20 protein-coding genes and 1 tRNA gene are annotated in these 23,404 nt (G+C 64.7%); 9 read left to right on the top strand and 12 right to left on the bottom strand.

Annotation, left to right across the window (positions count from 1 at the left end; genetic code table 11):
* Positions 1–13 precede the first annotated feature (13 nt).
* The gene (locus ACSBOX_RS09560) at positions 14–919 is read left to right on the top strand and encodes a PAC2 family protein (RefSeq protein WP_442545778.1); all 906 of its coding nucleotides are present in this window, start codon (positions 14–16) and stop codon (positions 917–919) included.
* A 73-nt stretch (positions 920–992) separates the two neighbouring features.
* Here ACSBOX_RS09560 and mshC read toward each other — a convergent pair whose 3' ends face one another.
* The gene (gene mshC, locus ACSBOX_RS09555; protein WP_442545777.1) at positions 993–2,276 is read right to left on the bottom strand and encodes a cysteine--1-D-myo-inosityl 2-amino-2-deoxy-alpha-D-glucopyranoside ligase; all 1,284 of its coding nucleotides are present in this window, start codon (positions 2,274–2,276) and stop codon (positions 993–995) included.
* A 16-nt stretch (positions 2,277–2,292) separates the two neighbouring features.
* Positions 2,293–3,126: an undecaprenyl-diphosphate phosphatase gene (locus tag ACSBOX_RS09550; RefSeq protein WP_442545776.1), complete on the bottom strand. Its 834-nt coding sequence runs from the start codon at positions 3,124–3,126 to the stop codon at positions 2,293–2,295.
* A gap of 52 nt (positions 3,127–3,178) precedes the next feature.
* Here ACSBOX_RS09550 and ACSBOX_RS09545 point away from each other — a divergent pair, with 52 nt between their 5' ends.
* Complete coding sequence (locus ACSBOX_RS09545; RefSeq protein WP_442545775.1) at positions 3,179–4,111, top strand: aldo/keto reductase; 933 nt, start codon at positions 3,179–3,181, stop codon at positions 4,109–4,111.
* Between the two features lie 52 nt (positions 4,112–4,163).
* On the opposite strand, the gene ACSBOX_RS09540 is transcribed toward ACSBOX_RS09545, so the two are convergent.
* A complete protein-coding gene (locus tag ACSBOX_RS09540) occupies positions 4,164–4,436 on the bottom strand; it encodes a hypothetical protein (RefSeq protein ID WP_059389240.1) in 273 nt (90 codons plus the stop codon).
* A gap of 39 nt (positions 4,437–4,475) precedes the next feature.
* Here ACSBOX_RS09540 and ACSBOX_RS09535 point away from each other — a divergent pair, with 39 nt between their 5' ends.
* On the top strand, positions 4,476–4,709 hold the full coding sequence (locus ACSBOX_RS09535; protein WP_078108891.1) for a DUF5703 family protein: 234 nt from the start codon (positions 4,476–4,478) through the stop codon (positions 4,707–4,709).
* Positions 4,710–4,755: 46 nt separating this feature from the next.
* Here the strand turns inward: ACSBOX_RS09535 and ACSBOX_RS09530 are convergent, their stop codons facing one another.
* Positions 4,756–5,916: an acyl-CoA dehydrogenase family protein gene (locus ACSBOX_RS09530; RefSeq protein ID WP_442545773.1), complete on the bottom strand. Its 1,161-nt coding sequence runs from the start codon at positions 5,914–5,916 to the stop codon at positions 4,756–4,758.
* Between the two features lie 10 nt (positions 5,917–5,926).
* Positions 5,927–7,231 carry a M20/M25/M40 family metallo-hydrolase gene (locus tag ACSBOX_RS09525; protein ID WP_442545772.1) on the bottom strand — a complete coding sequence of 435 codons (1,305 nt, stop codon included), beginning with the start codon at positions 7,229–7,231 and terminating at the stop codon, positions 5,927–5,929.
* 277 nt (positions 7,232–7,508) lie between these two features.
* Here ACSBOX_RS09525 and ACSBOX_RS09520 point away from each other — a divergent pair.
* Positions 7,509–7,591, top strand: a tRNA-Leu gene (locus ACSBOX_RS09520).
* Positions 7,592–7,831: 240 nt separating this feature from the next.
* Here ACSBOX_RS09520 and ACSBOX_RS09515 read toward each other — a convergent pair.
* The 3 genes from ACSBOX_RS09515 to ACSBOX_RS09505 are packed head-to-tail and all read right to left on the bottom strand — an operon-like array spanning position 7,832 to position 11,468.
* The gene (locus ACSBOX_RS09515; protein WP_442545770.1) at positions 7,832–8,743 is read right to left on the bottom strand and encodes a MaoC family dehydratase; all 912 of its coding nucleotides are present in this window, start codon (positions 8,741–8,743) and stop codon (positions 7,832–7,834) included.
* Positions 8,740–10,092 carry a 3-oxoacyl-ACP reductase gene (locus ACSBOX_RS09510; protein WP_442545769.1) on the bottom strand — a complete coding sequence of 451 codons (1,353 nt, stop codon included), beginning with the start codon at positions 10,090–10,092 and terminating at the stop codon, positions 8,740–8,742. The genes ACSBOX_RS09515 and ACSBOX_RS09510 overlap by 4 nt, the downstream gene beginning before the upstream one ends.
* Positions 10,093–10,097: 5 nt before the next feature.
* On the bottom strand, positions 10,098–11,468 hold the full coding sequence (locus tag ACSBOX_RS09505) for an acetyl-CoA C-acetyltransferase (RefSeq protein ID WP_442545768.1): 1,371 nt from the start codon (positions 11,466–11,468) through the stop codon (positions 10,098–10,100).
* A 68-nt stretch (positions 11,469–11,536) separates the two neighbouring features.
* Here ACSBOX_RS09505 and ACSBOX_RS09500 point away from each other — a divergent pair, with 68 nt between their 5' ends.
* Together ACSBOX_RS09500 and ACSBOX_RS09495 are read left to right on the top strand one after the other, a co-directional pair.
* Positions 11,537–12,259, top strand: a complete 723-nt coding sequence (locus ACSBOX_RS09500) for a TetR/AcrR family transcriptional regulator (protein ID WP_442546006.1) — start codon at positions 11,537–11,539, stop codon at positions 12,257–12,259.
* Positions 12,260–12,293: 34 nt separating this feature from the next.
* On the top strand, positions 12,294–14,399 hold the full coding sequence (locus ACSBOX_RS09495; RefSeq protein WP_442545767.1) for an acyl-CoA dehydrogenase family protein: 2,106 nt from the start codon (positions 12,294–12,296) through the stop codon (positions 14,397–14,399).
* A 170-nt stretch (positions 14,400–14,569) separates the two neighbouring features.
* On the opposite strand, the gene glgA is transcribed toward ACSBOX_RS09495, so the two are convergent.
* Positions 14,570–15,769, bottom strand: a complete 1,200-nt coding sequence (gene glgA / locus ACSBOX_RS09490) for a glycogen synthase (RefSeq protein WP_442545766.1) — start codon at positions 15,767–15,769, stop codon at positions 14,570–14,572.
* 104 nt (positions 15,770–15,873) lie between these two features.
* Between glgA and glgC the strand changes: the two genes are divergently transcribed.
* The gene (glgC, locus tag ACSBOX_RS09485; RefSeq protein WP_442545765.1) at positions 15,874–17,256 is read left to right on the top strand and encodes a glucose-1-phosphate adenylyltransferase; all 1,383 of its coding nucleotides are present in this window, start codon (positions 15,874–15,876) and stop codon (positions 17,254–17,256) included.
* Positions 17,257–17,364: 108 nt separating this feature from the next.
* Positions 17,365–18,816, top strand: coding sequence for an SDR family NAD(P)-dependent oxidoreductase (locus tag ACSBOX_RS09480; protein ID WP_442545764.1), 1,452 nt, complete (start codon positions 17,365–17,367; stop codon positions 18,814–18,816).
* 25 nt (positions 18,817–18,841) lie between these two features.
* Here the strand turns inward: ACSBOX_RS09480 and ACSBOX_RS09475 are convergent, their stop codons facing one another.
* From ACSBOX_RS09475 to ACSBOX_RS09465, 3 genes are all read right to left on the bottom strand, one after another.
* On the bottom strand, positions 18,842–19,693 hold the full coding sequence (locus ACSBOX_RS09475) for a transglutaminase family protein (RefSeq protein WP_442545763.1): 852 nt from the start codon (positions 19,691–19,693) through the stop codon (positions 18,842–18,844).
* A complete protein-coding gene (locus ACSBOX_RS09470; protein ID WP_078108851.1) occupies positions 19,690–20,616 on the bottom strand; it encodes an alpha-E domain-containing protein in 927 nt (308 codons plus the stop codon). The genes ACSBOX_RS09475 and ACSBOX_RS09470 overlap by 4 nt, the downstream gene beginning before the upstream one ends.
* Before the next feature lie 72 nt (positions 20,617–20,688).
* Complete coding sequence (locus tag ACSBOX_RS09465) at positions 20,689–22,245, bottom strand: circularly permuted type 2 ATP-grasp protein (RefSeq protein WP_078108850.1); 1,557 nt, start codon at positions 22,243–22,245, stop codon at positions 20,689–20,691.
* A 113-nt stretch (positions 22,246–22,358) separates the two neighbouring features.
* Here ACSBOX_RS09465 and ACSBOX_RS09460 point away from each other — a divergent pair, with 113 nt between their 5' ends.
* Positions 22,359–23,402, top strand: coding sequence for a YeiH family protein (locus tag ACSBOX_RS09460; RefSeq protein WP_442545761.1), 1,044 nt, complete (start codon positions 22,359–22,361; stop codon positions 23,400–23,402).
* Positions 23,403–23,404: the final 2 nt, after the last annotated feature.

Here is a 23,404-nt window from a genome sequence, read left to right as displayed (position 1 = left end):
GTAGGGTGAGTGAATGAACAGTTTGGACGGAGCCCCTGACGGACAGGCCACTTCACCGGAGCCTGAGCGCCTTCTCCAGCCTGTAGCCGAAGGCCAGCGCATCACCGTGATGCTCGCGGCTTTCGAGGGTTGGAACGACGCCGGAGAGGCGGCCAGCGATTCCCTTCACTACTTGAACAAGTTGTGGCAAGGAAAGAAAGTGGCATCCGTTGATGCCGACGACTACTACGACTTTCAGTTCACCAGGCCGACCGTTCGACGCACGGCCGCCGGAACCCGCAAAGTGAAGTGGCCTTCCACGCGCCTTTACAAGGCCAGCGTCCCGGACAGCAACGTCGACGTGGTGTTCGTGCTCGGCACCGAGCCTTCCTATCGTTGGCGCGCCTACACGGCCGAGCTTCTGGTCCACGCCGAGACTCTCAAGGTTGACTACGTGGTGCTGATCGGCGCCCTGCTGGCCGACGTGCCGCACAGCCGACCGATCCCCGTCAGCACCTCCTCGGACGACAGCGGACTGCGGCAGCGCTTGAACCTGGAGGCGTCGCAGTACGAGGGGCCGGTGGGCATTGTGGGCGTGCTGGCGGAGTTCGCACTGCTCGCGGGGTTGCCCACGGTGTCATTGTGGGCAGCCGTGCCGCACTATGTCGCCCAGCCGCCGTCCCCCAAAGCGCAACTTGCCATCTTGAACCGGATCGAGGATCTGCTACAGGTGCCCTTGGACACCCATGCCCTCAACGAGGAATCCGAGGCGTGGGAGCGCGGCGTGGACGAGCTCGCCACCGAAGACCCGGAAATCGCCGCCTACGTGCGGCAGCTCGAAGAGGCCAAGGACACTGCCGACCTTCCCGAGGCCAGTGGCGAATCCATCGCGCGCGAGTTCGAGCGCTACCTGAAGCGCAGGGGCAAGGACAAGCCCTGACCCAACGCGGGGTCACTTACGGCCGGTCCAAGGGGACATTATGGGCCGTAAGTGACCCCGCGTTGTTTGGATATCAGAGCTCGACGCCGAGCAATCCGTTGATCGCGTCGCTCACCAGGGCGGAATCGAAGGCGCCGGGATTCGCGGTGGACGGGTTGCCGAGGGCCGCGGCCGCCCAGGCATCGACGGCGGCAACCGCGCCGGGAGCGTTGAGGTCATTGGCGAGCTCGGCACGCATCCGAGTGAGCAGCTGCGCCGCCGTCCCCTCAGGAGCAATGTCCCGGGCCGCCCGCCACGTGTTGAGCCGTTCCTTGGCTTCCACGAAGCCTTCATCGGTCCAGGACCAATCCGAGCGGTAGTGGTGGGCCAGGATCGCCAAACGGATTGCTGCAGGTTCTTCGCCTGCGGCACGAAGCTTGGACACGAGGACCAGGTTGCCCTTGGATTTGCTCATCTTTTCGCCGTCGAGGCCCACCATTCCGGCGTGGGCATAGTGGTGCGCCAAGGGAACGCCACTGAGCGAATACGCGTGCCCGGCACCCATTTCGTGGTGCGGGAAGACGAGGTCCGATCCGCCGCCCTGCACGGCGAAGGGAGCGGGCAGGTACTTCTGGGCGATGACGGTGCATTCAATGTGCCAGCCGGGACGTCCGTCACCGAGGCTTGCGCCGGGCCAGCGCGGCTCGCCGTCGCGGGCAACGCGCCACAGCAAGGGATCAAGGGGATTCCGCTTCCCTGAACGGCCCGGATCGCCGCCACGTTCGGCGAAAAGCTCCAGCATTTCCACTTCACCGAGCCCGGAGATGTCTCCGAGCGTCCACGCGTCCGGGCTATCGGACGCTTTGCCGGCCGCCTCGACGTCGTAATAGACGTCGCCGTCGGGCTCGCCGCCGGTACCGTGCACGCGGTAGGCGAGTTTGTCCGCGATCAGTTTCTCAATGGCCGGGACAATCATCGGGATCGCCTCGACGGCGCCGATGTAATGGTTCGGGGCCAGCACGTTGAGGGCGTCCATGTCGGCGTGGAAAAGCTCAATCTGGCTCGCCGCCAGCTCGCGCCAATCGACGCCGGTGGCGGTGGCTCGCTCAAGCAGGGGGTCGTCGACGTCGGTGACGTTCTGGACGTACGCAACCCGCTGGCCGCTGTCCCGCCATGCCCGGTTGAGCAGGTCGAAGGCGACATAGCTGGCCGCGTGTCCCATATGGGTCGCGTCGTAGGGGGTGATGCCGCACACGTACATGGATTGCTCCGGGCGTGGCTCGACCTCCACCACTGCCCTGAGGGCGGTATCGAACAGCCTCAAGGGGGGCATGCTGCCGGGTAGTTCAGGCACAGGGCGGGAGATCCACGATTTCACAGCCTCAACCATAGTGCTAGGCGCTGATGACATTGAAACCGAGCAGTACATAGAGGGCGAGTCCAAGGAGGATGCGGTACCACACGAAGACGCGGTAGCTGTGGGTGGAAATGAACTTGAGGAACCAGCCGATGATGATGAAGCCCACAACGAAAGCGATGACCGTGGCCAAGGCTGTTTCCGGCAAGCCGAAGGGCCCGGTGATTCCTTCCTTCGACACCACTTTGTACAGCTGGTAGAGGCCGCTGCCGAAGACAGCGGGTATGGCCAGCAGGAACGAATAGCGTGCAGCCGACTCCCGGGTGTACCCCATCAACAGGCCGGCGGTGATGGTTCCGCCGGAGCGCGAGACGCCCGGGATGAGCGCCATGGCCTGCGCCAGGCCGTAAAGGATGCCGTGCTTGAAGGTCAATTGGCTCAGCTCGCGTTCCTGCCGGCCAACGGCGTCTGCTACCGCAAGGATCATGCCGAAGACGATCAGCATAGTGGCCACGATCCACAAGCTGCGCAGGACCGATTCGATCTGGTCCTGGAAGAGCAGGCCGAGAACGATGATCGGAAGGCTCCCGAGGATCACCAGCCACCCCATCCGCGCGTCAGGATCGTCCCTGGAGACTTTTCCGCGCAGTGATCCGAACCAGGCACGGACAATCCTGACAATGTCGCGCCAGAAGAAGACGATGACGGCCGTCTCGGTGCCTAGTTGCGTAATGGCCGTGAAAGCAGCTCCTGGATCCGCCGCATTGGGCAGGAACGAGCCGACAATTCGCAGGTGTGCGCTTGAAGAAATCGGGAGGAATTCTGTCAGGCCCTGCACAAGGCCAAGGAAGGCTGCTTCTATCCAGTTCACGTGAATAGACCCTACGTCATGATCTAGGCGAACTCCCCGTAAGCTATCAGCTATGCAGCAGCGTTACGTCGGCAACAGCGGGTTTCGGGTGTCCACCCTTTCCCTGGGCACCATGTCCTGGGCGGAAGAAACGGACGAGCAAGATGCACGGGAGTTGCTCCATACGTTCATCGCCGCGGGCGGCACCATGATCGATACCGCGGCCTCCTACGCAGGCGGACAAGCCGAAGCTCTCCTGGGCTCCATGCTGGGGGACGTCGTGTCGCGATCGGAGGTTGTCCTCTCCACGAAAGCGGGCATCTCGACGTCGGACAGCCGGCGCAGCGTCGATGCCTCCCGCGGATCCATGCTGTCCGCCCTCGACGCGAGCCTTGCCCGCTTGCGGACTGACTACGTCGACATTTGGTTCGCGCAGGCCTGGGACGGCAACGTACCGCTGGACGAAACGCTCTCCGCCCTTGACCTCGCGCTGCGCTCGGGACGCGCACGGTACGTCGGCATCTCCAACTACAACGGCTGGCAGACCGCCAAGGCTGCGGCCGTCGCAGGATTCACCGTGGTGGCCAACCAATCCGAGTACTCGCTCCTGCACAGGAAGCCCGAAGACGAACTGGTGCCCGCCGTCGAGGACGCAGGACTCGGCCTCATGGCGTGGGGTCCCCTCGGCCGCGGGGTGCTCAGCGGCAAGTACCGTGGACAGATTCCGTCTGAATCACGTGCGGCTGAAGGCCGCCTCAGCGGCTACGTCGAAAAGTACCTCGACGCGCGGGGGGCGCGGATCGTCGAAGCGGTGGCCATGGCTGGTCGTGGCCTGGGACGGTCCGCCGTCGACGTCTCGCTGAGCTGGTTGCTCTCCCGCCCGGGCGTATCCACGGCCGTGGTGGGCGCACGCAATGCGGTCCAGCTCAAGGAACTGCTCGACGCACAGCTGGCACCCCTTCCCGCGGAAATTTCCCGGGCGCTGGAGGACGTTTCAGCGATCTGACGTAGCTGTTACTCCGGCGCTGCGCTGTTACTCCGGGACTACTGGCCCCGTCTTACTGATCGAGGATCTCCAGCTCGTCTTCATCGAGGAGTTCATTATTGTCCTCGTCGTCATCTTCTTCATCGTCGTCGAACACCTGAAGTGGTGTGACTTCCGAGTAGGCCTCGTATAGTGAGTCCTCATATACCTCAAAGGCATCTGCGACGGCAAAAAACGCTGCCTCCACGGTGGGATCTCCTTCTCCCCGGCGGGCGGAAGCGGCAATCAGGTGCTCTTCCAAGGCAGCTGTCAATGACTGAAGCGCGACACGCGGATCGATGCTCATGACTTCACGTTAGCCCGAAAAAGACGAAAATGGAGAGGGATGAGAGAACAATTTCTGAGCAGTTCAGTGGAGCGTCAGCGGGACTACGCAAGGCAGTACGAGTACCTCGTGCTGACTGTCAGCCCTGACGATTCCTTGCCCGAGGCGCGACGTCGGCTCGTGGAGCACTCCGAATATGGCAAGTGGGAACTGGAGCGGAGCATCCTCTATATCGGCGGCGGTCGCCGGTTCTGGCTGCGCCGCAAGGTACTCAACGTGCAGCGCACCGTGTAGCTGCAAGCCCTTGCCTTCGGGTTTCCTGCTCCATCTTTCGAGCGTGTCAGCTTTCGAGCGGGCCCAGCCACGCGTTGGCTACCGTGGCGTGCGCTGATTCATCGTTGGACGGATGGAAGATCCCGGCCAGTACATCGCGATACAGCCGTTCGAGTTCCGATCCGCGGAAGTAGCTTGAGCCTCCGGAAAGCCGGATGGCCACATCCACCATGCTCCGGGCGTTCTCCGTGGCCCGGACCTTGAGGCCCACGAACTTTGGAAACCACTGCGCCCCGTGATCAACCACGGCATCCACATCACGGGCCACCGACGCCAACTGCGGTTGGATGGAATCCATGGCCATGGCGGCGTCGGCGATCTTCCAGCGGATGTCCGGATCCTGCGAGAAGCTCCGGCCGCCGTACTTGGCCGAGGTACGACGCGTGACGGCTTCGACCGCCAGGGTGAATGCCCGCTCCGCAATGCCCGTATAGACCGCGGCAAGCAGTGTTTCGAAGCACGCGAAGATCGCGAAGATCAACGGATCCTGATTGGGTCCTACGGGCAGTTTCCGAAAGATCCGATCCGGCGGCACTGCGGCGTCGTGGAGGAGCGTCGTGTTCGATTGGCTGGCCCGCATTCCCAGCGTGTCCCAGTCTTCCAGCGTCTCGTGGCCTGGCGCGTCCCGGCGGATGAAGCCGAATACCAGCTCACCGCTCCCCTCCCGCGCGCCGCTGTCCTTGCCGAAGATGCCGAGGCGGGTCCACGCCGGCGACAGGCTCGTGAAGATCTTCCGACCGGTGAAGCTGTACCCGCCATCCGGCCGCGGTTCCGCCGTCGTGCCTGAATCAAAGAGCATGGAGTCGTTTCCCGGCTCGGAAATCCCGAACGCAAAGACCTCGCCCTGCCCGGCCTCCTTCAGCACAAAGCCAAGGGAAGTGTCGCCACGGGCCGCCAGGACGTGCGCGACGCCGGTCCAGACCAAGTGCATGTTGACGGCCAACGCTGTGGCCGGGGCAGCCGTGGCAAGCCGGCGCTGAAGCGCCGCCGCGGCTTCGAGACCGAGCCCCAGTCCGCCGTCGGGCTCCGGAACGAAGATCTTCAGGTAGCCCGCCGCGGCGAGCTCCTCGAGGTCCTCGTGGAAGAACGAGTTGTTCCGGTCGTAGCCTGCGGCCCGCGCCCGGATGCGCGCGAGCAGCTCGTCCGGCAGGATCTCCTCGGGAATCAAGGGGTTCTCCCTAGTAGTTGCTGAGCAGGGTGTTGAGCACCCTGGATCCGAACTTGAGCGAATCGGCCGGAACCCGTTCGTCGACCCCGTGGAACATCCCCGTGAAGTCGAGCTCTTCCGGAAGCATGAGCGGGGCGAATCCGTAGCCTGTGATGCCGATCTTGCTGAGCGACTTGTTGTCGGTGCCGCCGGACAAGGTGTAGGGCAACACCTTGGCGCCGGGGTCTTCCGTGTGCAAGGCATCGATCATGGCGTCCACCAGGTTGCCGGCAAACGGCACTTCCAGGGACACGTCCTTGTTGACGTAGCTGACCTCCACACCGTCTCCGGCGAGTTTTTTGATGGTTTCGAAGACCAATTCCTGCTGGCCAGGCAGCGTGCGGCAGTCCACCAGCGCTTCCGCGGATTCGGGGATGACGTTGTGCTTGTACCCGGAGCTCAACAAGGTGGGGTTCGAGGTGTTTTGCAGGGTAGCTCCGACGAAGCGCGCTACGGTGCCGAGTTCCTTGAGCAGTGTCTCGGGATTGTCCGGATCGAACTCGACGCCGGTCAGTTCCGTCACGCCGTCGAGGAACTGCCGGGTGGTGGGGGTCAGCTCAATCGGCCAGGGGTATTCGCCGATCCTGGTCACTGCCCCGGCAAGGCGGGTGATCGCGTTGTCCGTGTTGATTTGCGAACCGTGCCCGGCACGTCCGTGGGCCACGAGCCGCAGCCAGGAAAGTCCCTTCTCCGCGGTCTGCAGCAGGTAGGTGCGCCGGCCTCCGATGGTCGCCGAGAAGCCACCCACTTCGGAGATCGCTTCCGTCGCGCCGTCGAAGAGCTCCCTACGGTGCTCGACGGCGTAGCGCGCGCCGTGGTTGCCCCCGGCTTCCTCGTCGGCGAAGAACGCGAAGATGATGTCGCGCTTGGGCTTGCGTCCCGTGCGGGCGAAGTCACGCATGACCGAGAGGATCATGGCGTCCATGTCCTTCATGTCCACGGCGCCGCGTCCCCAGATGAGCCCGTCCTTGAGTTCGCCGCTGAAGGGATCCACGGTCCACTGGTCTTTGAGGGCTGGAACGACGTCGAGGTGGCCGTGCACCACGAGGGCGCCGGCCGAAGGGTCCTCCCCCGCCATGCGCGTGACCACATTGGCCCGGCCCGGAGCCGACTCAAAGATTTCCGCGTCCAATCCCACTTCACTAATGAGCGCCGCTGTGTATTCAGCTGCGGCGCGTTCCCCGGGACCGGAATCGTCACCGAAGTTCGAGGTGTCTATACGGATGAGTTCCTGGCAGATCCGGACTACTTCGTCCTCGGGTCGGATATCAGTCATGGAACTCTCCTTGCTGGCTGGGATGGACGTACTCCGGCGGGAAGGCGGATGGTGCGGACGCTCCCCGCGCGCTTCCCTCAGCCTACCCACCGCACGCCCGTTTGGCCGCGTGTTTTCCCGCGTTTTGGCGCGGATTGGCAGGGCCTAATTGCCGTTGACACCGCCGTCTCGTGCTCCGGTTTTTTTATTTCCCAGAAATCGTGTTAGAGTTTTTCTCGCTGCTTCGGAGGAAAGAGAAGCGCCGAGAGGCGCAGAACGAACGCTCCGAACACCACCTGCGCGGGTGGCGGAATGGCAGACGCGCTAGCTTGAGGTGCTAGTCCTCGAAAGGGGGTGGGGGTTCAAGTCCCCCTCCGCGCACAATTGCAAGGCCTGGAATTCTGAGAGTTCCAGGCCTTGTTTGTTTAACTTTGAATTTGCCTTTTCGGACGCTAATGCGGCGTTCATCACATTTATTGAATTGCATTGCCGGTAATTCATTCGAGGCAATGATGAGGACTGCGAAGCTCGCTCCGATCCTGTGTCCGAGAAGCGCGACGACGGCGGCCCCCCACGTGGGAGACCGCCGTCGTCGTTGTCTTGAAACCCCAGGGCAGCGCCTTACAGAGCCGTCACGGATCCGCTGAAGTGCCTCCTGCCGCTTCGCGGACTCCAGGCGACGTAGTCCGAACGCTCCCACGAGCCTGACGCGGAGTGGACCGTGCCGATTTCCAGGGCCACCCGCGCCGGGAGGTACACGGGTGCCTCGAAGTTCACGTCCCAGCGGAACGCCTCCGCCTTCACAGAGCCAACGTCGGCCAAGGCCCTGGAGGCGAGGTACATGCCGTGCGCGATCGACCGCGGCAGGCCCAGCGCCTTGGCCGAGAGGAGGCTCAGGTGGATCGGATTGAAGTCTCCGGATACCGCCGCGTAAAGGCGGCCCGTATCCACGCCGAGCTGCCAGACGGCGGTTGGTGCGGGCGCCCTGAACTCCGCTGGCGCGGCGGCCGCGGCGGCCTTGTCGACTCCCGGAAGGAAGACCCCCTTGGCGAGGTACGTCGAGACGCCCCGCCAGAGCAGGGCCCCGTCATTGCTTGACCGGACTTCGGCGACGACGTCCAGCTGGGTCCCCACCCTGTGGCCACGCATGTTCTCGGCCCAGGACCGGACGTCGAGCGGTTCACTGAATTGAACGGCCCGCAACTGCTCCACCTGGTTCTTCAAATGGATCATCCCCAGCAGCGGAAGCGGGAAGTCGTCCCGGTTCAGCACGCTCATGGAGACCGGAAACGCGAGGGCGTGGATGAAGCCGGCCGGCAGCGCGTCACTCGCGGTCTCGCCGATCAGGTGCTGGTACTCGGTGAGGTTCGCGACGTCGGCCCGCACCCCGCGGACCTCGTGGCTCCCCTGGGGCAGGGCGGTGGCAGCCTGGAACCCCAGCAACCTCCGCCGCGCCGCCGTCGCCGCCGCATTCACGTACAGCTTCGAGAGCGACGGCAGATCTCCCAGGATGAGGGGTTGTTCCGTGCTCATGCACCCACCAGGTTCTGTCCGCAGACCCTGAGCACTTCTCCCGTGATACCTGCGGCCGCATCCGATGCCAGGAACGCAATTGCCTCTGCCACGTCTCCGGGCAGGCCGCCCTGCTGCAGCGAATTGAGCCTGCGGGCCACTTCCCGGGTAGCGAAGGGGATCCTGGCGGTCATGTCGGTCTCGATGAACCCGGGGGCGACGGCGTTGATGGAGCCGCCGCGTTCCGCGAGCAAGGGCGCCGTGGCCCTGACCATGCCGATCACTCCCCCCTTGGAAGCCGCGTAGTTGGTCTGCCCGCGGTTGCCGGCGATTCCACTCGTGGAGGCCACGGACACGATCCGCGGGGTCTTGTGCAACAGGTCCGAGCCCAGGAGTGCCTCGTTGATCCGCAACTGCGAGGCGATGTTGACGCCGATGACGGAATTCCAGCGGCCCTCATCCATGTTGGCCAGGAGCTTGTCCCGGGTGATGCCGGCGTTGTGGATGACGATATCGAGTCCGCCATGGCGTTCCATTGCGTGGTCGATGATGCGCTTCCCGGCGTCGAGGGCCGTGATGTCCAATTGCAGTGCAGTGCCAAGGACCTCGTTGGCGACCTCGGCGAGGTGGTCCCCCGCAGCAGGAATGTCCACCACCACGAGCCGGGCACCGTCCCGGTGCAGGGTCCGCGCGATCGCCGCTCCGATGCCGCGGGCGGCGCCCGTGACGACGGCGACCTTACCCGCCAGGGGCTTGTCGGCGTCGGCGGGAAGCTCGCCCGTGCCCGACGTGACCGTCAGGAATTGACCATCCACGAATGCGGACCGGCCGGACAGGAAAAAGCGCAACGCCCCGAGCGTGCTGGGGCTCGTGGTGCCGGCGCCGTCCCCGAGGAGAATGCCGTTGGCAGTGGCACCCGCCCGGAGTTCCTTGGCCAGAGACCGCAGCAGTCCGTCGACTCCTTGCCGGCCGGCAGCAACGGCCGGATTGGCCGCCGAGGCGGAGGTACGGGAGATCGTGACGACCCTTGCGCTGCGGGCCAAATCCCGGATCGACGGGGCCGCGGTGAGAACGGGTCCGGCAAGCTCATCGGGATGTTCGACGCCGTCGAGCACCAGGATGATGGCGCCGAGCTTTTCCTTGGGCAGGGCTGCGCGACGAACGTCGAGCCCCCAGCCCACCAGGGCGGCAGCCAACTCGTCGGAGCCCGCGGTCCTGCCGTTGCCGCTCCCAAGCACCAGGACGGGTCCCGGAACCAGCGGCTCTCCCGGCTGGTACCTCCGGAGCACGGCAGGTTGGGGCAGGCCGAGCTTTTTCGCCAGGTCCTTGCCGATCCCGTGGCTCACAAACTGCGTGTACTTGTCGGTCACTCCGGTTACCGCCCTTCCGGAGCGGAGTACGCCTCAAGGATCGCCACGACTCCCTGCCCTCCGGCAGCGCAGATGGAGATCAGTCCGCGGGCCGGACGGCCGTCCACCGGACCGTTCTCGTGGAGCATCTTCGCCAACGAAGCGACGATGCGTCCGCCGGTGGCGGCAAAGGGATGGCCTGCGGCGAGGGACGAACCGTTGACGTTGAGTTTGGCACGGTCGATCTTGCCGAGGGCACCGTCCAATCCCAGCCGGGTGCGGCCGAATTCTTCGTCTTCCCACGCGGCGAGCGTACTCAGGACGGTTCCGGCAAAGGCTTCGTGGATTTCGAAGAAGTCGATGTCTTCGAAAGACAGCCCGTTGCGGGCCAGGAGCCGCGGCACTGCGAAGGCAGGAGCCATGAGGAGTCCGTCTTTGCCGTGGACGAAATCGACGGCGGCAGCCTCGCCGTCGACGACGACAGCCAGCTTGGGCAGGCCCCGGGCATCCGCCCATTCCTCGGTGCCGAGGAGCACAGTCGAGGCACCGTCCGTGAGAGGGGTGGAGTTGCCGGCCGTCATGGTCGCCTCCGCGCCAAGGCTTCTGCCGAAGACGGGCTTGAGGGTGGCCAGCTTCTCCATGGACGTGTCGGGCCGGAGGTTCGAATCACGGCTCAGCCCCCGGTACGGAGTCACGAGGTCATCGAAGAAGCCACGCTCGTAGGCCGCGGCGAGGTTGTGGTGGCTATTGAACGCGATCTCGTCCTGCGCCTCTCGGCTGATCTTCCACTGGGCCGTGGTCAACGCCTGGTGCTCCCCCATGGACAGGCCGGTCCGGGGTTCCCCGGTGTTCGGCGCATCCGGGGCGAGGTCCTTGGGACGCAGCCGCGAGAGGACCTTGAGGCGATCGGGCAGGGACTTGGCGCGATTGAGGTCAAGCAGGATTTCACGGAGGCCTTCGCTCACGGCAATGGGGGCATCCGAGGCAGAGTCGACGCCGCCGGCGATGGCCGAGTCGATCTGGCCCAGCTTGATCTTGTTGGCGAGGCCCAGGACGGTCTCAAGGCCGGTGGCGCACGCCTGCTGGAGATCGTAGGCGGGCGTCTCCGGGGAAAGGGCCGAACCAAGGACCGCTTCGCGTGTCAGGTTGAAGTCGCGGGAGTGCTTCAGGACGGCTCCGGCGGCCACCTCACCGATCCGCTCCTCTTGAAGCCCGAAGCGCGCGATCAGCCCATCGAGGGCCGCCGTCAGCATGTCCTGGTTCGATGATTTGGTGTAGGCGCCCCCGGTCCGGGCAAAGGGAATCCTGTTCCCGCCAACCACCACAGCCCTGCGGAGCGTGCCTTGGGTTGCCGGGGATTCGTGTGGTGCGCTCGCGGAATGTGCTGCTGCAGGCATGCGTTTCTCCTTAGGATCACATCGGGTTACTGATACCCAGCGTACCTGATACGCTGGGTATCGTGAACATCCCCAGCCTAGGACTTCCTGCCGAACACGACGCCGGCACCCCGCCTCCAGCGGACGGCGAGGCTCCCGCCGTCGACGGCCGCGCCGCCCGCTGGCAAGTCCACCGCGAAGAACGCCGGCGCGACCTCATCAAGGCCGCCCGCAAGGCTGTCCATGCGCTGGGCAGCGACGCCTCCATGGAGGACATCGCGACCGCGGCCAGTACCTCCAAATCGGTGTACTACCGGTACTTCGGGGACAAAGCGGGCTTGCAACAGGCCATGGGCGAAGTAGTCCTGGGACAAATGCAACGGCGGATGAAGGAAGCGGCTGAAAGCGCGCAGACTCCCCGCGAAGGCTTGTTCGCCATGGTCTCCGCATACCTGCAGATGGCGGAGTCCAGCCCCGCCGTCTACGCGTTCATCACGCGGCTCTCGCAAGGGGAACCCTCGGCGCAAGACGCCATCGCCGCCTCGGGAGCCCTCGGCCACTTCTTCGAGTCGATCAGTGCCATGATCGCCCGGCCGATGCGCGAACATCTGGGGGCCGAAAAGGAAGCGTTGATCGACTACTGGCCCACCGCGGCCATCGGGTTGGTCCGCAACGCCGGCGAAAGGTGGCTCGGCAGCCCCGCCTCCGCCGCAAAGCCCGACCAGGAAACGATGGCGGCCCGGATCACCGACTGGCTGTGCGTGGGAATCGCCCCGGAACTCAAGATCAACTCCCCTGAATATCAGCAATGACTCCACGTTGTTCGGAACCAAAGAAGGAATCACCATGACTGAAGTAGTGGACCGTACCTCCTCCAGCCGGGCGGCCGCCGGAACGCCGTCAACCCCGCCGCCCGTTGCACCCGCCCCTACCGTGGATGTGGCGGCCCTTGGCGAACTGCTGCTCGGCAAATGGGCCCACATCCGGCACACGGCGCGTGACCTCGCGGGCCGTCCCGAGGTGCACAAGATCGAAGGCTTGACGCATACCGAGCACCGCAAGCGCGTCTTCGGGCAGCTGAAGTACCTCGTGGACAACAACGCCGTACACCGGGCTTTCCCCGCCAGCCTGGGCGGTTCGGATGACCACGGCGGCAACATCGCCGGCTTCGAGGAGCTCGTCACTGCGGATCCCTCACTTCAGATCAAGGCCGGCGTGCAATGGGGTCTCTTCGGTTCAGCGGTGATGCACCTCGGCACGGAGGAGCACCAGAACGCCTGGCTGCCCGGGATCATGAGCATGGAGATTCCCGGCTGCTTCGCCATGACCGAAACCGGACACGGCTCCGATGTAGCGAGCATTGCCACCACGGCCACGTATGACGAGGCCACCCAGGAGTTCGTCATCAACACCCCGTTCCGCGCCGCATGGAAGGACTACATCGGCAACGCAGCCGAGGACGGCCTGGCCGCCGTCGTGTTCGCCCAACTGGTGACCCGCAACGTGAACCATGGCGTCCACGCGTTCTATGTCGAGCTGAGGGACCCGGACACCAAGGAGTTCCTGCCCGGAATCGGCGGCGAGGACGACGGCATCAAGGGCGGCCTGAACGGGATCGACAACGGCCGCTTGCACTTCAGCGATGTCCGTGTTCCCCGCACCAACCTGCTCAACCGCTACGGCAATGTCTCCCCCGACGGCGAGTACACGTCGCCCATCGCGAGCCCCGGACGGCGATTCTTCACGATGCTCGGCACCCTGGTGCAAGGCCGGGTCTCCCTCGACGGAGCCGCCGTCGCCGCAAGCAAGGTGGCCTTGACCACCGCGATCCGGTACGCCGCCGAACGGCGCCAGTTCAACGCTTCTTCCCCTACCGACGAGGAAGTCCTGCTGGACTACCAGCGGCACCAGCGCCGCTTGTTCACCCGGCTTGCCACCACCTTCGCGGCGAGCTTCGCCCATGAGCAGCTGCTCGAAAAGTTCGACGACGTCTTCTCCGGCCGGCACGACACCGACGCCGACCGCCAGGACCTCGAGACCCTCGCCGCGGCCCTCAAGCCTATGAGCACGTGGCACGCCCTCGACACGCTGCAAGAGTGCCGCGAGGCCTGCGGCGGCGCGGGATTCCTCATCGAGAACCGGTTCGCCTCGCTGCGCGCGGACCTGGACGTCTATGCGACCTTCGAGGGTGACAACACCGTGCTGCTGCAGCTCGTCGCCAAGCGCCTCCTGGCCGACTACGCCAAGGAGTTCCGGAACGTCGACTTTGGCGTGCTCGCCCGCTTCGTGGCTGCCCAGGCCGCCGACGTAGCCATCAACCGCACCGGCCTGAGGCAAGTGGCGCAGTTCGTCGCAGACACGGGATCAGTCCAGAAGGCTGCGCTGGCCCTGCGCGACGAAGAAGGCCAACGCACGCTCCTGACGGACCGGGTGCAGTCGATGGTGGCGGAAGTGGGTGCCGCACTCAAGGGCGCGAACAAGCTTCCGCAGCACCAGGGCGCCGCACTGTTCAACCAGCATCAGGACGATCTGATCGAAGCCGCCCAGGCCCACGCCGAACTCCTGCAGTGGGAAGCGTTCACGGAGGCCCTCGGCAAGGTCGGCGATCCAGGCACTTTGCGGGTGCTGACTTGGCTCCGCGACTTGTTTGGCCTTTCGCTCATTGAGAAGCACTTGTCCTGGTACCTCATGAACGGCCGTCTTTCGATGCAGCGCGGACGCACCGTGGGGGCCTACATCAACAGGCTGCTCATCAAGATCCGTCCCCACGCCTTGGATCTGGTCGATTCCTTCGGCTACGGTCCGGAGCACCTGCGGGCGCCCATCGCCTCGGGGGCCGAGAAGGTACGGCAGGACGAGGCACGCGGCTACTTCCAGGCGCAACGGACAAGCGGCAACGCCCCTGCCGAGGAGAAGACCCTCCTCGCTTTGAAGGGGAGGAAATCCAGCTAGCATCCTGCCGTGACCGGCCGGTGAACAGTTGCCGAATCCTTTAACGACGACGGCGCCGGACTCCCGCTGAGGGGGTGCGGCGCCGCCGTCGTTCTTTCCCAACTAGCTCGCACTTGTTGTCGTTATGAGCCCCCAAAACGACACTTACTGCTAGCTACTTGGGTTGGGGGCTAGGGGGAGAGGACTGAGCGGTACACCTCAAGGGTTGTTTCGGTGATCGACTCCCAGGAGAAGTGTTCCTCCGCCCGGACGCGGCCCGCGGCACCCATGACCTTGGCCCGTGCGGGATCGGACACCACCTCGTTGAGGGCAGCGGCGAAGTCGGCGACGAACTTTTCGGGATCCAGCGGGGTGCCGGTACCGTCCGTGACTTGCTCCAGTTCCACCAGCAGTCCCGTTTCGCCGTGCTGAACCACCTCGGGGATACCGCCGGTGGCGCTCGCCACCACGGCCGCGCCACAGGCCATGGCTTCGAGGTTGACGATGCCGAGTGGCTCGTAGATCGACGGGCAGGCGAAGGCCGTTGCATGGCTGAGCACCTGGATGAGCTCATGCCGCGGAAGCATGCGTTCGATCACCAGGACACCTTCGCGCTTGCCCTGCAGGTCCTCGATGAGCCGGGCCGTTTCCGCCGCGAGTTCCGGGGTGTCCGCCGCGCCCAGGCACAGCACAAGCTGGACATCTTCCGGCAGGCTGGCCGCAGCCTTCAGGAGGTAGGGAACACCCTTCTGGCGGGTGTTGCGTCCGACGAAGACCACACTGGGCTTGGCCGGGTCGATGCCGAGGGCGCGAATGGCGTCCTCGCCGTGGTCCGGCTGCCACATCTCGACGTCGATGCCGTTGTGTACCACCCGCACCTTGGCGGGGTCCACGTTCGGATAGCTGCGCAGGATGTCTTTCCGCATGCCTTCCGAGACGGCGATGATGGCCGCCGCGGCCTCATAGGCGGTCTTTTCAACCCATGAGGACAGCGCGTAGCCACCGCCCAGCTGCTCTGCTTTCCACGGCCGCAAAGGCTCCAGGCTGTGGGCGCTGAGCACATGGGGTATCCCGTGCAACAGGGACGCCAAATGGCCGGCCATGTTGGCGTACCAGGTATGGGAATGGACCAGGTCCGCTCCGGCGATGTCCGGCACGATGCGCAAATCCACACCGAGGGTCTGGACGGCGGCATTGGCCGCCCCCAGATCCTCCGGGGTGGAATACGACGTCACCGTTGCCCCGTGGAAGTCCGCATCACGGGGCGCGCCGAAGGCCCGCACCTGCAGATCCACGTGCTTCGCCAAGACGCGGCTGAGCTCGGCAACATGCACACCGGCCCCGCCATAGATTTCGGGTGGAAACTCTTTAGTCACAATGTCTACGCGCACGCTACCTAACGTAGTCCTTCCGGAGTATGTGTTCTAGTGTGAAAGGGTCCGGCAACCCGGGCTTTTTTCGGGGGCTACAAAGACGTACAGGGAGAGCAAACACCATGGCGTTGAAGAAAGTATTGTCAATTGTGTTGGCTGGCGGCGAAGGAAACCGCCTCATGCCATTGACGGCAGACAGGGCAAAACCTGCGGTGCCGTTTGCGGGGGGCTATCGATTGATCGATTTCGCTCTCTCGAATCTGGTCAATTCCGGGTACCTCCAGATCGTGGTGTTGACCCAGTACAAGTCGCACAGTCTTGACCGCCACATCTCCGAGACCTGGCGGATGTCCACCCAGCTGGGCAGATATGTGGCCTCGGTTCCCGCCCAGCAGCGCGTGGGCAAGAGCTGGTTCCTCGGCAGCGCGAATGCCATTTACCAGTCCCTGAACCTCATTCACGACGCCGATCCCGACATCGTGGTGGTTGTCGGTGCGGACCACGTTTACCGGATGGACTTCCAGCAGATGGTCCAGCAACACGTTGCCAGCGGAGCCAAGGCCACAGTTGCGGCCGTCCGCCAGCCGCTGAACATGGCCAACCAGTTCGGCGTGATCGAGGTCGACAAGAACGATTCGCAGAAGATTTCGGCGTTCGTGGAAAAGCCTGCCGAAACGGAAGGCCTCGCCGCCGATCCCTCGCAGTTCCTTGCCTCCATGGGCAACTATGTCTTCGACGCCGACGCCTTGGTGGAAGCACTCCGCATCGACGCGGAGCGCCTGGATACCAAGCACGACATGGGCGGCGACATCATCCCTTACTTCGTGTCCCAAGGCGAGGCCGGCGTCTACGACTTCACGCTCAACGACATTCCGGGATCGACCGACCGCGACCGCACCTACTGGCGCGACGTCGGGACGATCGATTCGTTCTATGACGCCCACATGGACCTGATTTCCCCGGTCCCCGTGTTCAACCTGTACAACTCTGAATGGCCCATCTACACGCGGCAGAGCATCTCGCCGCCGGCCAAGTTCGTCCGGGGCGACAACAACACGGTCGGCACGGCTTTGGACTCCATCGTTGCCAGTGGCTCGGTGATCTCCGGAGGAATCGTGGAAGGGTCCGTCCTCTCCAACGATGTCTACGTCGGACCGGCCACCAGGATCCAGGACTCGGTGCTGATGGACAAGGTGCGGGTCGGTGAAGGCGCCGTGATCAAGCGGGCCATCATCGACAAGAACGTGAAAGTCCCTGCCGGAGCTGCCATTGGCCTGGATGCCGACCTCGACCGCGCCCGCGGCTTCAAGGTCACCGAATCCGGAATCACCGTGCTCGCCAAGGACCAGGTTGTACCGGAGCCTGAGGCTTCCGAGCTCGCCCTGGCTGCCGCGCACCGCCGCTCGGTGCCGGAGGCAATCAAGGCTGCCACGGAGAAGTTCCCCGATATCAGGGACTCCGCGGAGCAAGTCACGAAAATCCAGGCTGACTCGGTAGAGGTCTGACCCGGCAGCACCGAATTTGGACAGCCCCCGGCCTCCCGGGCGACTGCAGGCCTCCAGCCTCTGTTGCCCGGGAGGCTTTGTTGTGTCCGACCCTGTAAAATTGACCCAATGAGCCCCGCCGATTTGACGCCTGAAGAGATCCAGGCCTGCCTCAAGGTCTTGAACACGATCCACGCTTACGACGAGGAGCACCCGGACTACGTCGCCATCCGTCGTGCCACGGGAAAGATGTTCAAGGCGGTCAAGCGCCATCGCCGGGTCGCCAAGCGGGACGAGATCGCGGAAGCCGACCGCGCGGTCATCGCACTGACCGCCACCGCAGCCCCGGACAGGATCGACGACGAAACCCGCGGCAACAAGCTGGCCACCTCGGCTACGGGCGAAATCGCCGGCCACCTCATCCGGTCCCGGCCCTGCTACATCTGCAAGCAGCACTACACGCAAGTAGATGCCTTCTATCACCAGCTGTGCCCGGAATGTGCGGCGTTCAGCCACAGCAAGCGCGACGCCCGCACGGACCTCAGCGGCCGCCGCGCGCTCCTCACGGGCGGGCGCGCCAAGATCGGCATGTACATCGCCCTCCGCTTGCTCCGCGATGGCGCACACACCACGATCACCACGCGCTTCCCCAAGGACGCGGCACGCCGCTTCGCCGCCATGGAAGACAGTGCGGAGTGGTTGCACCGGCTCAGGATTGTGGGCATCGACCTCCGGGATCCCTCCCAGGTCATGGCCCTCACCGATTCCCTCAACGAAGCCGGCCCGCTCGACATCATCATCAACAACGCCGCCCAGACAGTCCGGCGTTCCGGGAATGCCTACAAGCCGCTGGTGGATGCCGAGGAGGAGCCGCTTCCGGAGGCGCTGCAGGCAGCCAACGGCGGCCCGGAGCTCGTCACCTTCGGCCATGCCCACGACAAACACCCGCTCGCCATCACCCACAGCGTCACCGAACACCCCGTGCTGGCGGGAGATGCGGTCACCTCACTCGCCCTGTCCACCGGCTCCGCGTCGCTGGAGCGGATCGCCACGGGCACCGCGATCGACGCCGGCGGCCTGGTTCCGGACCTGGCGACCATCAACAGCTGGACCCAGGTGGTGGACGAAGTGGATCCGCTCGAGTTGCTCGAGGTTCAACTCTGCAACGTCACCGCGCCGTTCCTGCTTGTCAGCCGGCTCCGCGGCGCCATGAAGCGCTCCACGGCACACCGAAAGTACATCGTGAACGTCTCGGCCATGGAAGGGCAGTTCTCCCGCGCCTACAAAGGCCCCGGGCACCCGCACACCAACATGGCAAAAGCCGCGTTGAACATGATGACGCGGACCAGCGCACAAGAGATGCTGGACAGCGACGGGATCCTGATGACCGCCGTCGACACCGGATGGATCACTGACGAACGCCCGCATTACACCAAGGTCCGGCTCATGGAGGAAGGCTTCCACGCTCCGCTCGACCTGGTCGATGGTGCCGCGCGTGTCTACGATCCCATCGTCATGGGCGAAAACGGCGAAGACCAGTACGGAGTCTTCCTGAAGGACTACAAGCCCTCCCCCTGGTAAAACCAGGCGGAGGGCAGCGGGCCTCCTAGGTGAGCCGGGTGATCTCGACGGTCACAGTGAGGCCTGAGCCACCGCCGCCGGACAGGATGCCCTTCAGGGGAGGAACATCCCGATAGTCCCGGCCGCGCGCCACAGTGACGTGGAGATCCCCGGCAGGCTTGTGGTTGGTGGGGTCCCAGCTGCGCCATTCGCCGTCCCACCATTCCAGCCACGCGTGCGATTGGCCCGCGACTGTTTCACCGATCTCGGCCGTGGGCCGTGGATGGATGTAACCGGACACGTACCGGGCAGGGATGCCGCAGCTGCGCAGTGAGCCGATGGCCAAGTGGGCGAGGTCCTGGCAGACTCCTTGACGCTGGTTCCAGGCCTCCTCGGCGTTGGTGGTGACGCCGGTGGTGCCCTTCACATAGCTCATTTCGCCGCGCATCCATTCGAAGATGGCCATGGCCGTCTCGTGCGGGTTCTTGCCGGCGACGACGGCGGGAATGATCCCGAGGACTTCCTCCCCCGGACCGGTGAGCTGCGACTGCGGCAACCAGTCGCTGAACTGGTCCCGGATCTCGTCCGAAGCCATTACATCCCAGCCGACGATCTCTTCGTCCAGGGCCACCCGCTCCACCCGGTGGACCTCAACGGTGGTGGTGGCCACCACTTCGAGGCGCTCGTGCGGCATCTGCATATCGAAGGCGGTGACGCGGGTGCCCCAATAGTCGCGGTAGGTGCTCACGGCAGCCTGCGACGGCGTGATCTTCAGCGAGGATTCAAGCACCACTTGTTGCGGATCGGTCAGCGGGGTCATGCGCGCCTCGTTGTACGACAGGGTCACGCGGCGGTTGTATTTGTAGGCCGTCTTGTGGACGATGCTCAGCCGGGTCATGAAACTTCTCCCACCCAGGCCAGTTCATCCGCCTGATTGAAGTACTTACGGGAAATCGCGTCGGACGCCTGCGTGACGGCCTTCTGCACCCGGTCCATATGCTCGGGCAGCTCGGACATGAGATCGTCCGTGCGGTGGAATTCAAGGAAGGTGCGGGCCTGGCCGACGATCCGGCGGGCGTCGTTGATGAAGCCGACCCGCTGCGCGGAGGGATCCAACTTCGCGAGGCACTCGTCGGCGTCGCGCAGGGCGAAGACGATGGAGCGCGGGAACAAACGGTCCAGCAGCAGGAACTCGGCAGCGTGTTGGTCTCCGAAGGCCGCACGGCGGGTCCGCAGGAATGACTCGTAGGCGCCGGCGCAACGCAGCATGTTCACCCAGGACATTCCCGCGGAGAGGACATCCCTGGTGGACAGCATCCGCGCGGTCATGTCGGCCCGTTCGAGCGAGCGGCCGAGGACCAGGAAGAGCCAGCTTTCGTCGTGGCTCACCGTGGTGTCCGCGAGGCCCCTGACCATGGCGGTGCGTTCCAGCACCCAGTTGCAGAAGCGGTACGTCCCGACGACGTCCTTGCGGTGCTGGTTCAGCCCGTAGTACGTGGTGTTGAGGCTCTCCCACAATGAGGAGGACACGGTCTCGCGCGCACGCCGCGCGTTCTCCCGCGCAGCCCCCAGGGACCCGGCAATGGAGGTGGCACTCGTCTTGTCATAAGCGAGGGCATGAAGCAGCTCCGGCAAGCCGAATTCCTCGCTCTGCGGCCGGGCTCCCATGACAGCCAGGAGTTCCCTCGCCACGCTGCGTTGCTCCTCGAGCGGAAGGTGGTTCAGGCGTTCGAGATGGACGTCCAGGATTCTGGCCGTTCCGTCGGCCCGCTCCACATAACGGCCGATCCAGAAAAGGGATTCAGCAATACGGCTCAGCATGGGGCTGCGCCTCCTTCGGGTCCTGCGTTGTAACGATGGATGTATCCTGCTCCGGCACCGCGGCGTGACCGGTCACTGCTGCTGGTCCGATTGGCGGTCCCGCCAGTTGCTTTCGACCGGCCAGACCGAAACCTGTTCACGGACCGTGATGGCGGAACGGGGCAACTCTGCCGCGGGCAATTGCGGGGAGTCCGAGAGTACCCACGTGTCCTTGGAACCACCACCCTGGGAAGAGTTCACGATCAACGAGCCCTCCTTCAATGCCACGCGGGTCAGCCCGCCCGGCAGCACCCAGACGTCGTCGCCGTCGTTCACTGCGAACGGACGCAAGTCCACGTGGCGGGGCCCGAAGCGGTCCCCCGAGAGGGTGGGCACGGTGGAAAGCTGCAGCACGGGCTGCGCAATCCAGCCACGCGGATCCGCCAGCACCCGCTTCCGCAAAGCATCCAGCTCGTCCCGCGAGGCATCCGGACCGATCACCAGGCCCTTGCCTCCGGACCCGTCCACCGGCTTGACCACGAGTTCCTCGAGCCGGTCGAGGACCTGCTCGCGGGCTTCCTTTTCTTCGAGCCGGAAAGTCTCCACGTTGGCAATGACCGGCTCTTCGTGCAGGTAGTACCTGATCAGGTCAGGCACGTAGGAATAGACCAGCTTGTCATCGGCCACCCCGTTTCCAACGGCGTTCGCGATGGTCACTCCGCCTGCCCGGGCCGCGTTCACGAGTCCCGGACAACCGAGCATGGAATCGGAGCGGAACTGCAGCGGATCCAGGAATTCATCGTCGATCCGCTTGTAAATCACGTCGACGCGCTGCTCGCCGGCGGTGGTGCGCATGTAGACCCGGTTTCCGCGGCAGATGAGGTCCCTGCCCTCGACCAGTTCAACGCCCATCAACCCGGCCAGCAGGGTGTGTTCGAAGTAGGCACTGTTGAAGACCCCGGGGGTCAAAACCACCACGGTCGGGTCGTCCACCCCGGAGGGGGCCGTCTTGCGCAATGCCGAGAGCAAACGGCGCGGGTATTCCTCGACCGGACGGATGTGCTGCTGCCCGAACGCTTCCGGCAAACCCTTTGCCATCGCCCGGCGGTTCTCCAACACGTAGGACACGCCGGACGGTACGCGGACGTTGTCCTCCAGCACCCGGAACGTGCCGGCCGCATCGCGGACCACGTCGATACCGGAGACATGCACACGCACGCCCCCTGCCGGCTCGAAACCATGCACTGCCCGATGGAAATGCGCACTCGTGGTCACCAACGCCCGCGGCACGACGCCGTCAGCGACCACCGTCATCCGACCGTAGACATCATCCAGGAACGCCTCCAACGCGCGGACACGCTGCTTGACACCCCGTTCAAGAACATCCCACTCATCAGCCGGAATCACCCTCGGCACGATATCCAGCGGGAAGGGTCTCTCCTCCCCCGCATAATCGAAGGTGACGCCCCGGTCCAGGAAGGTCCGCGCCATCGACTCAGCGCGGGCGCTCACATCGGCAAGCGAAAGCTCGCGCAGTGCGCCGTCCACCTGGCCGTAGGATTTTCGGGCAACGGTGCCTGGGGCGAACATTTCGTCGTAGGCGCCGGAACGGACGGCGGCCTCGGAGTAATCCCGGAATAGCTCTGACATGGGATTCAGACAATCACCTTTTCGATTACGAACGCATTTCGCGTTCTGCGTGTTGCGACACCAAGTGTGAACCCGGTTCGCATTTCAGCGCCTGCATGCATCAAGGTTGACGAATGCACCCCAAGCGTTTTCCGATCCCCGTCTCCCGATTGGGAGCCGGGATCGTCATGGCAGTGGCAGCCACCGGACTTGCCTTCATTGTCCATGCCCTGCTTCCCCCCATCCCTGCCATGACAGCCGCTGTAGCGCTGGGTTTGTTAGCTGCAAATATACCGGGCACGGCAACCTGGGCTGCCGGACGCGCCCGCCCGGGCCTCGACTTCGCCGGCAAGCACCACATGCGGGCGGGCATCGTGTTGCTGGGTCTGAAGGTCAGCGTTGTGGATGTCCTCAACCTGGGCTGGTTTGCGCTCGTCCTGATTGCCGCCGTCGTCCTCCTCAGTTTCGCGGGCACGTACGGGCTGGCCCGGCTGGTAAGGCTTCCGCGCGATGCCGCCCTCCTGATAGCCACTGGCTTCTCCATTTGCGGCGCCTCGGCGATCGGAGCGATGGCCGCTGTGCGCCGCATCAAACACCAGGACACGGTCCTGCCCGTCGCCCTGGTGACCCTGTGCGGAACGCTCGCCATCGGCGTCCTGCCCCTGCTCATGCACCCCTTGGGCCTGAGCCCGGAACAGTTCGGGGCATGGACCGGCGCCTCGGTCCACGACGTCGGCCAGGTAGTAGCCACCGCCCAGACCGCCGGCCCGGTGGCGCTGGCGCTCGCCGTCATCGTGAAACTGACCCGGGTGGTCCTGTTGGCCCCCATCGTCGCCGGAGCGGGCCTTGCGCAACGATGGTCCATACGGCGGAAGTCGCGTAACGGCGCCGAAGCGGACGACGACGGCGGCAAGTTTCCGCCGATCGTCCCTCTCTTCGTGCTCGGGTTCATCGCGATGGTAGCCGTGCGTTCCCTGGGCTGGCTTGGTCCCGGCGTGCTGGATGCCGCGGGAGGGCTCCAGGACATCCTGCTCGCCTCGGCCTTGTTCGGGCTGGGTTCCGCGGTCCGCGTCCGCACCCTGTTGCACACTGGCGGCCGTGCCGTGCTCGTTGCGCTTGGCTCCTGGTTCCTTATCGCCCTCCTGGGCTTGGGCGCCGTCTTGCTCATGATTAGATAGCT

Origin of the sequence: Arthrobacter sp. KN11-1C, from assembly GCF_052180225.1 — a bacterium.
Lineage (GTDB): Bacteria > Actinomycetota > Actinomycetes > Actinomycetales > Micrococcaceae > Arthrobacter.
The sequence above is the reverse complement of the archived record's forward strand: the minus strand, read 5'-3'. Positions and strand labels throughout refer to the sequence as shown.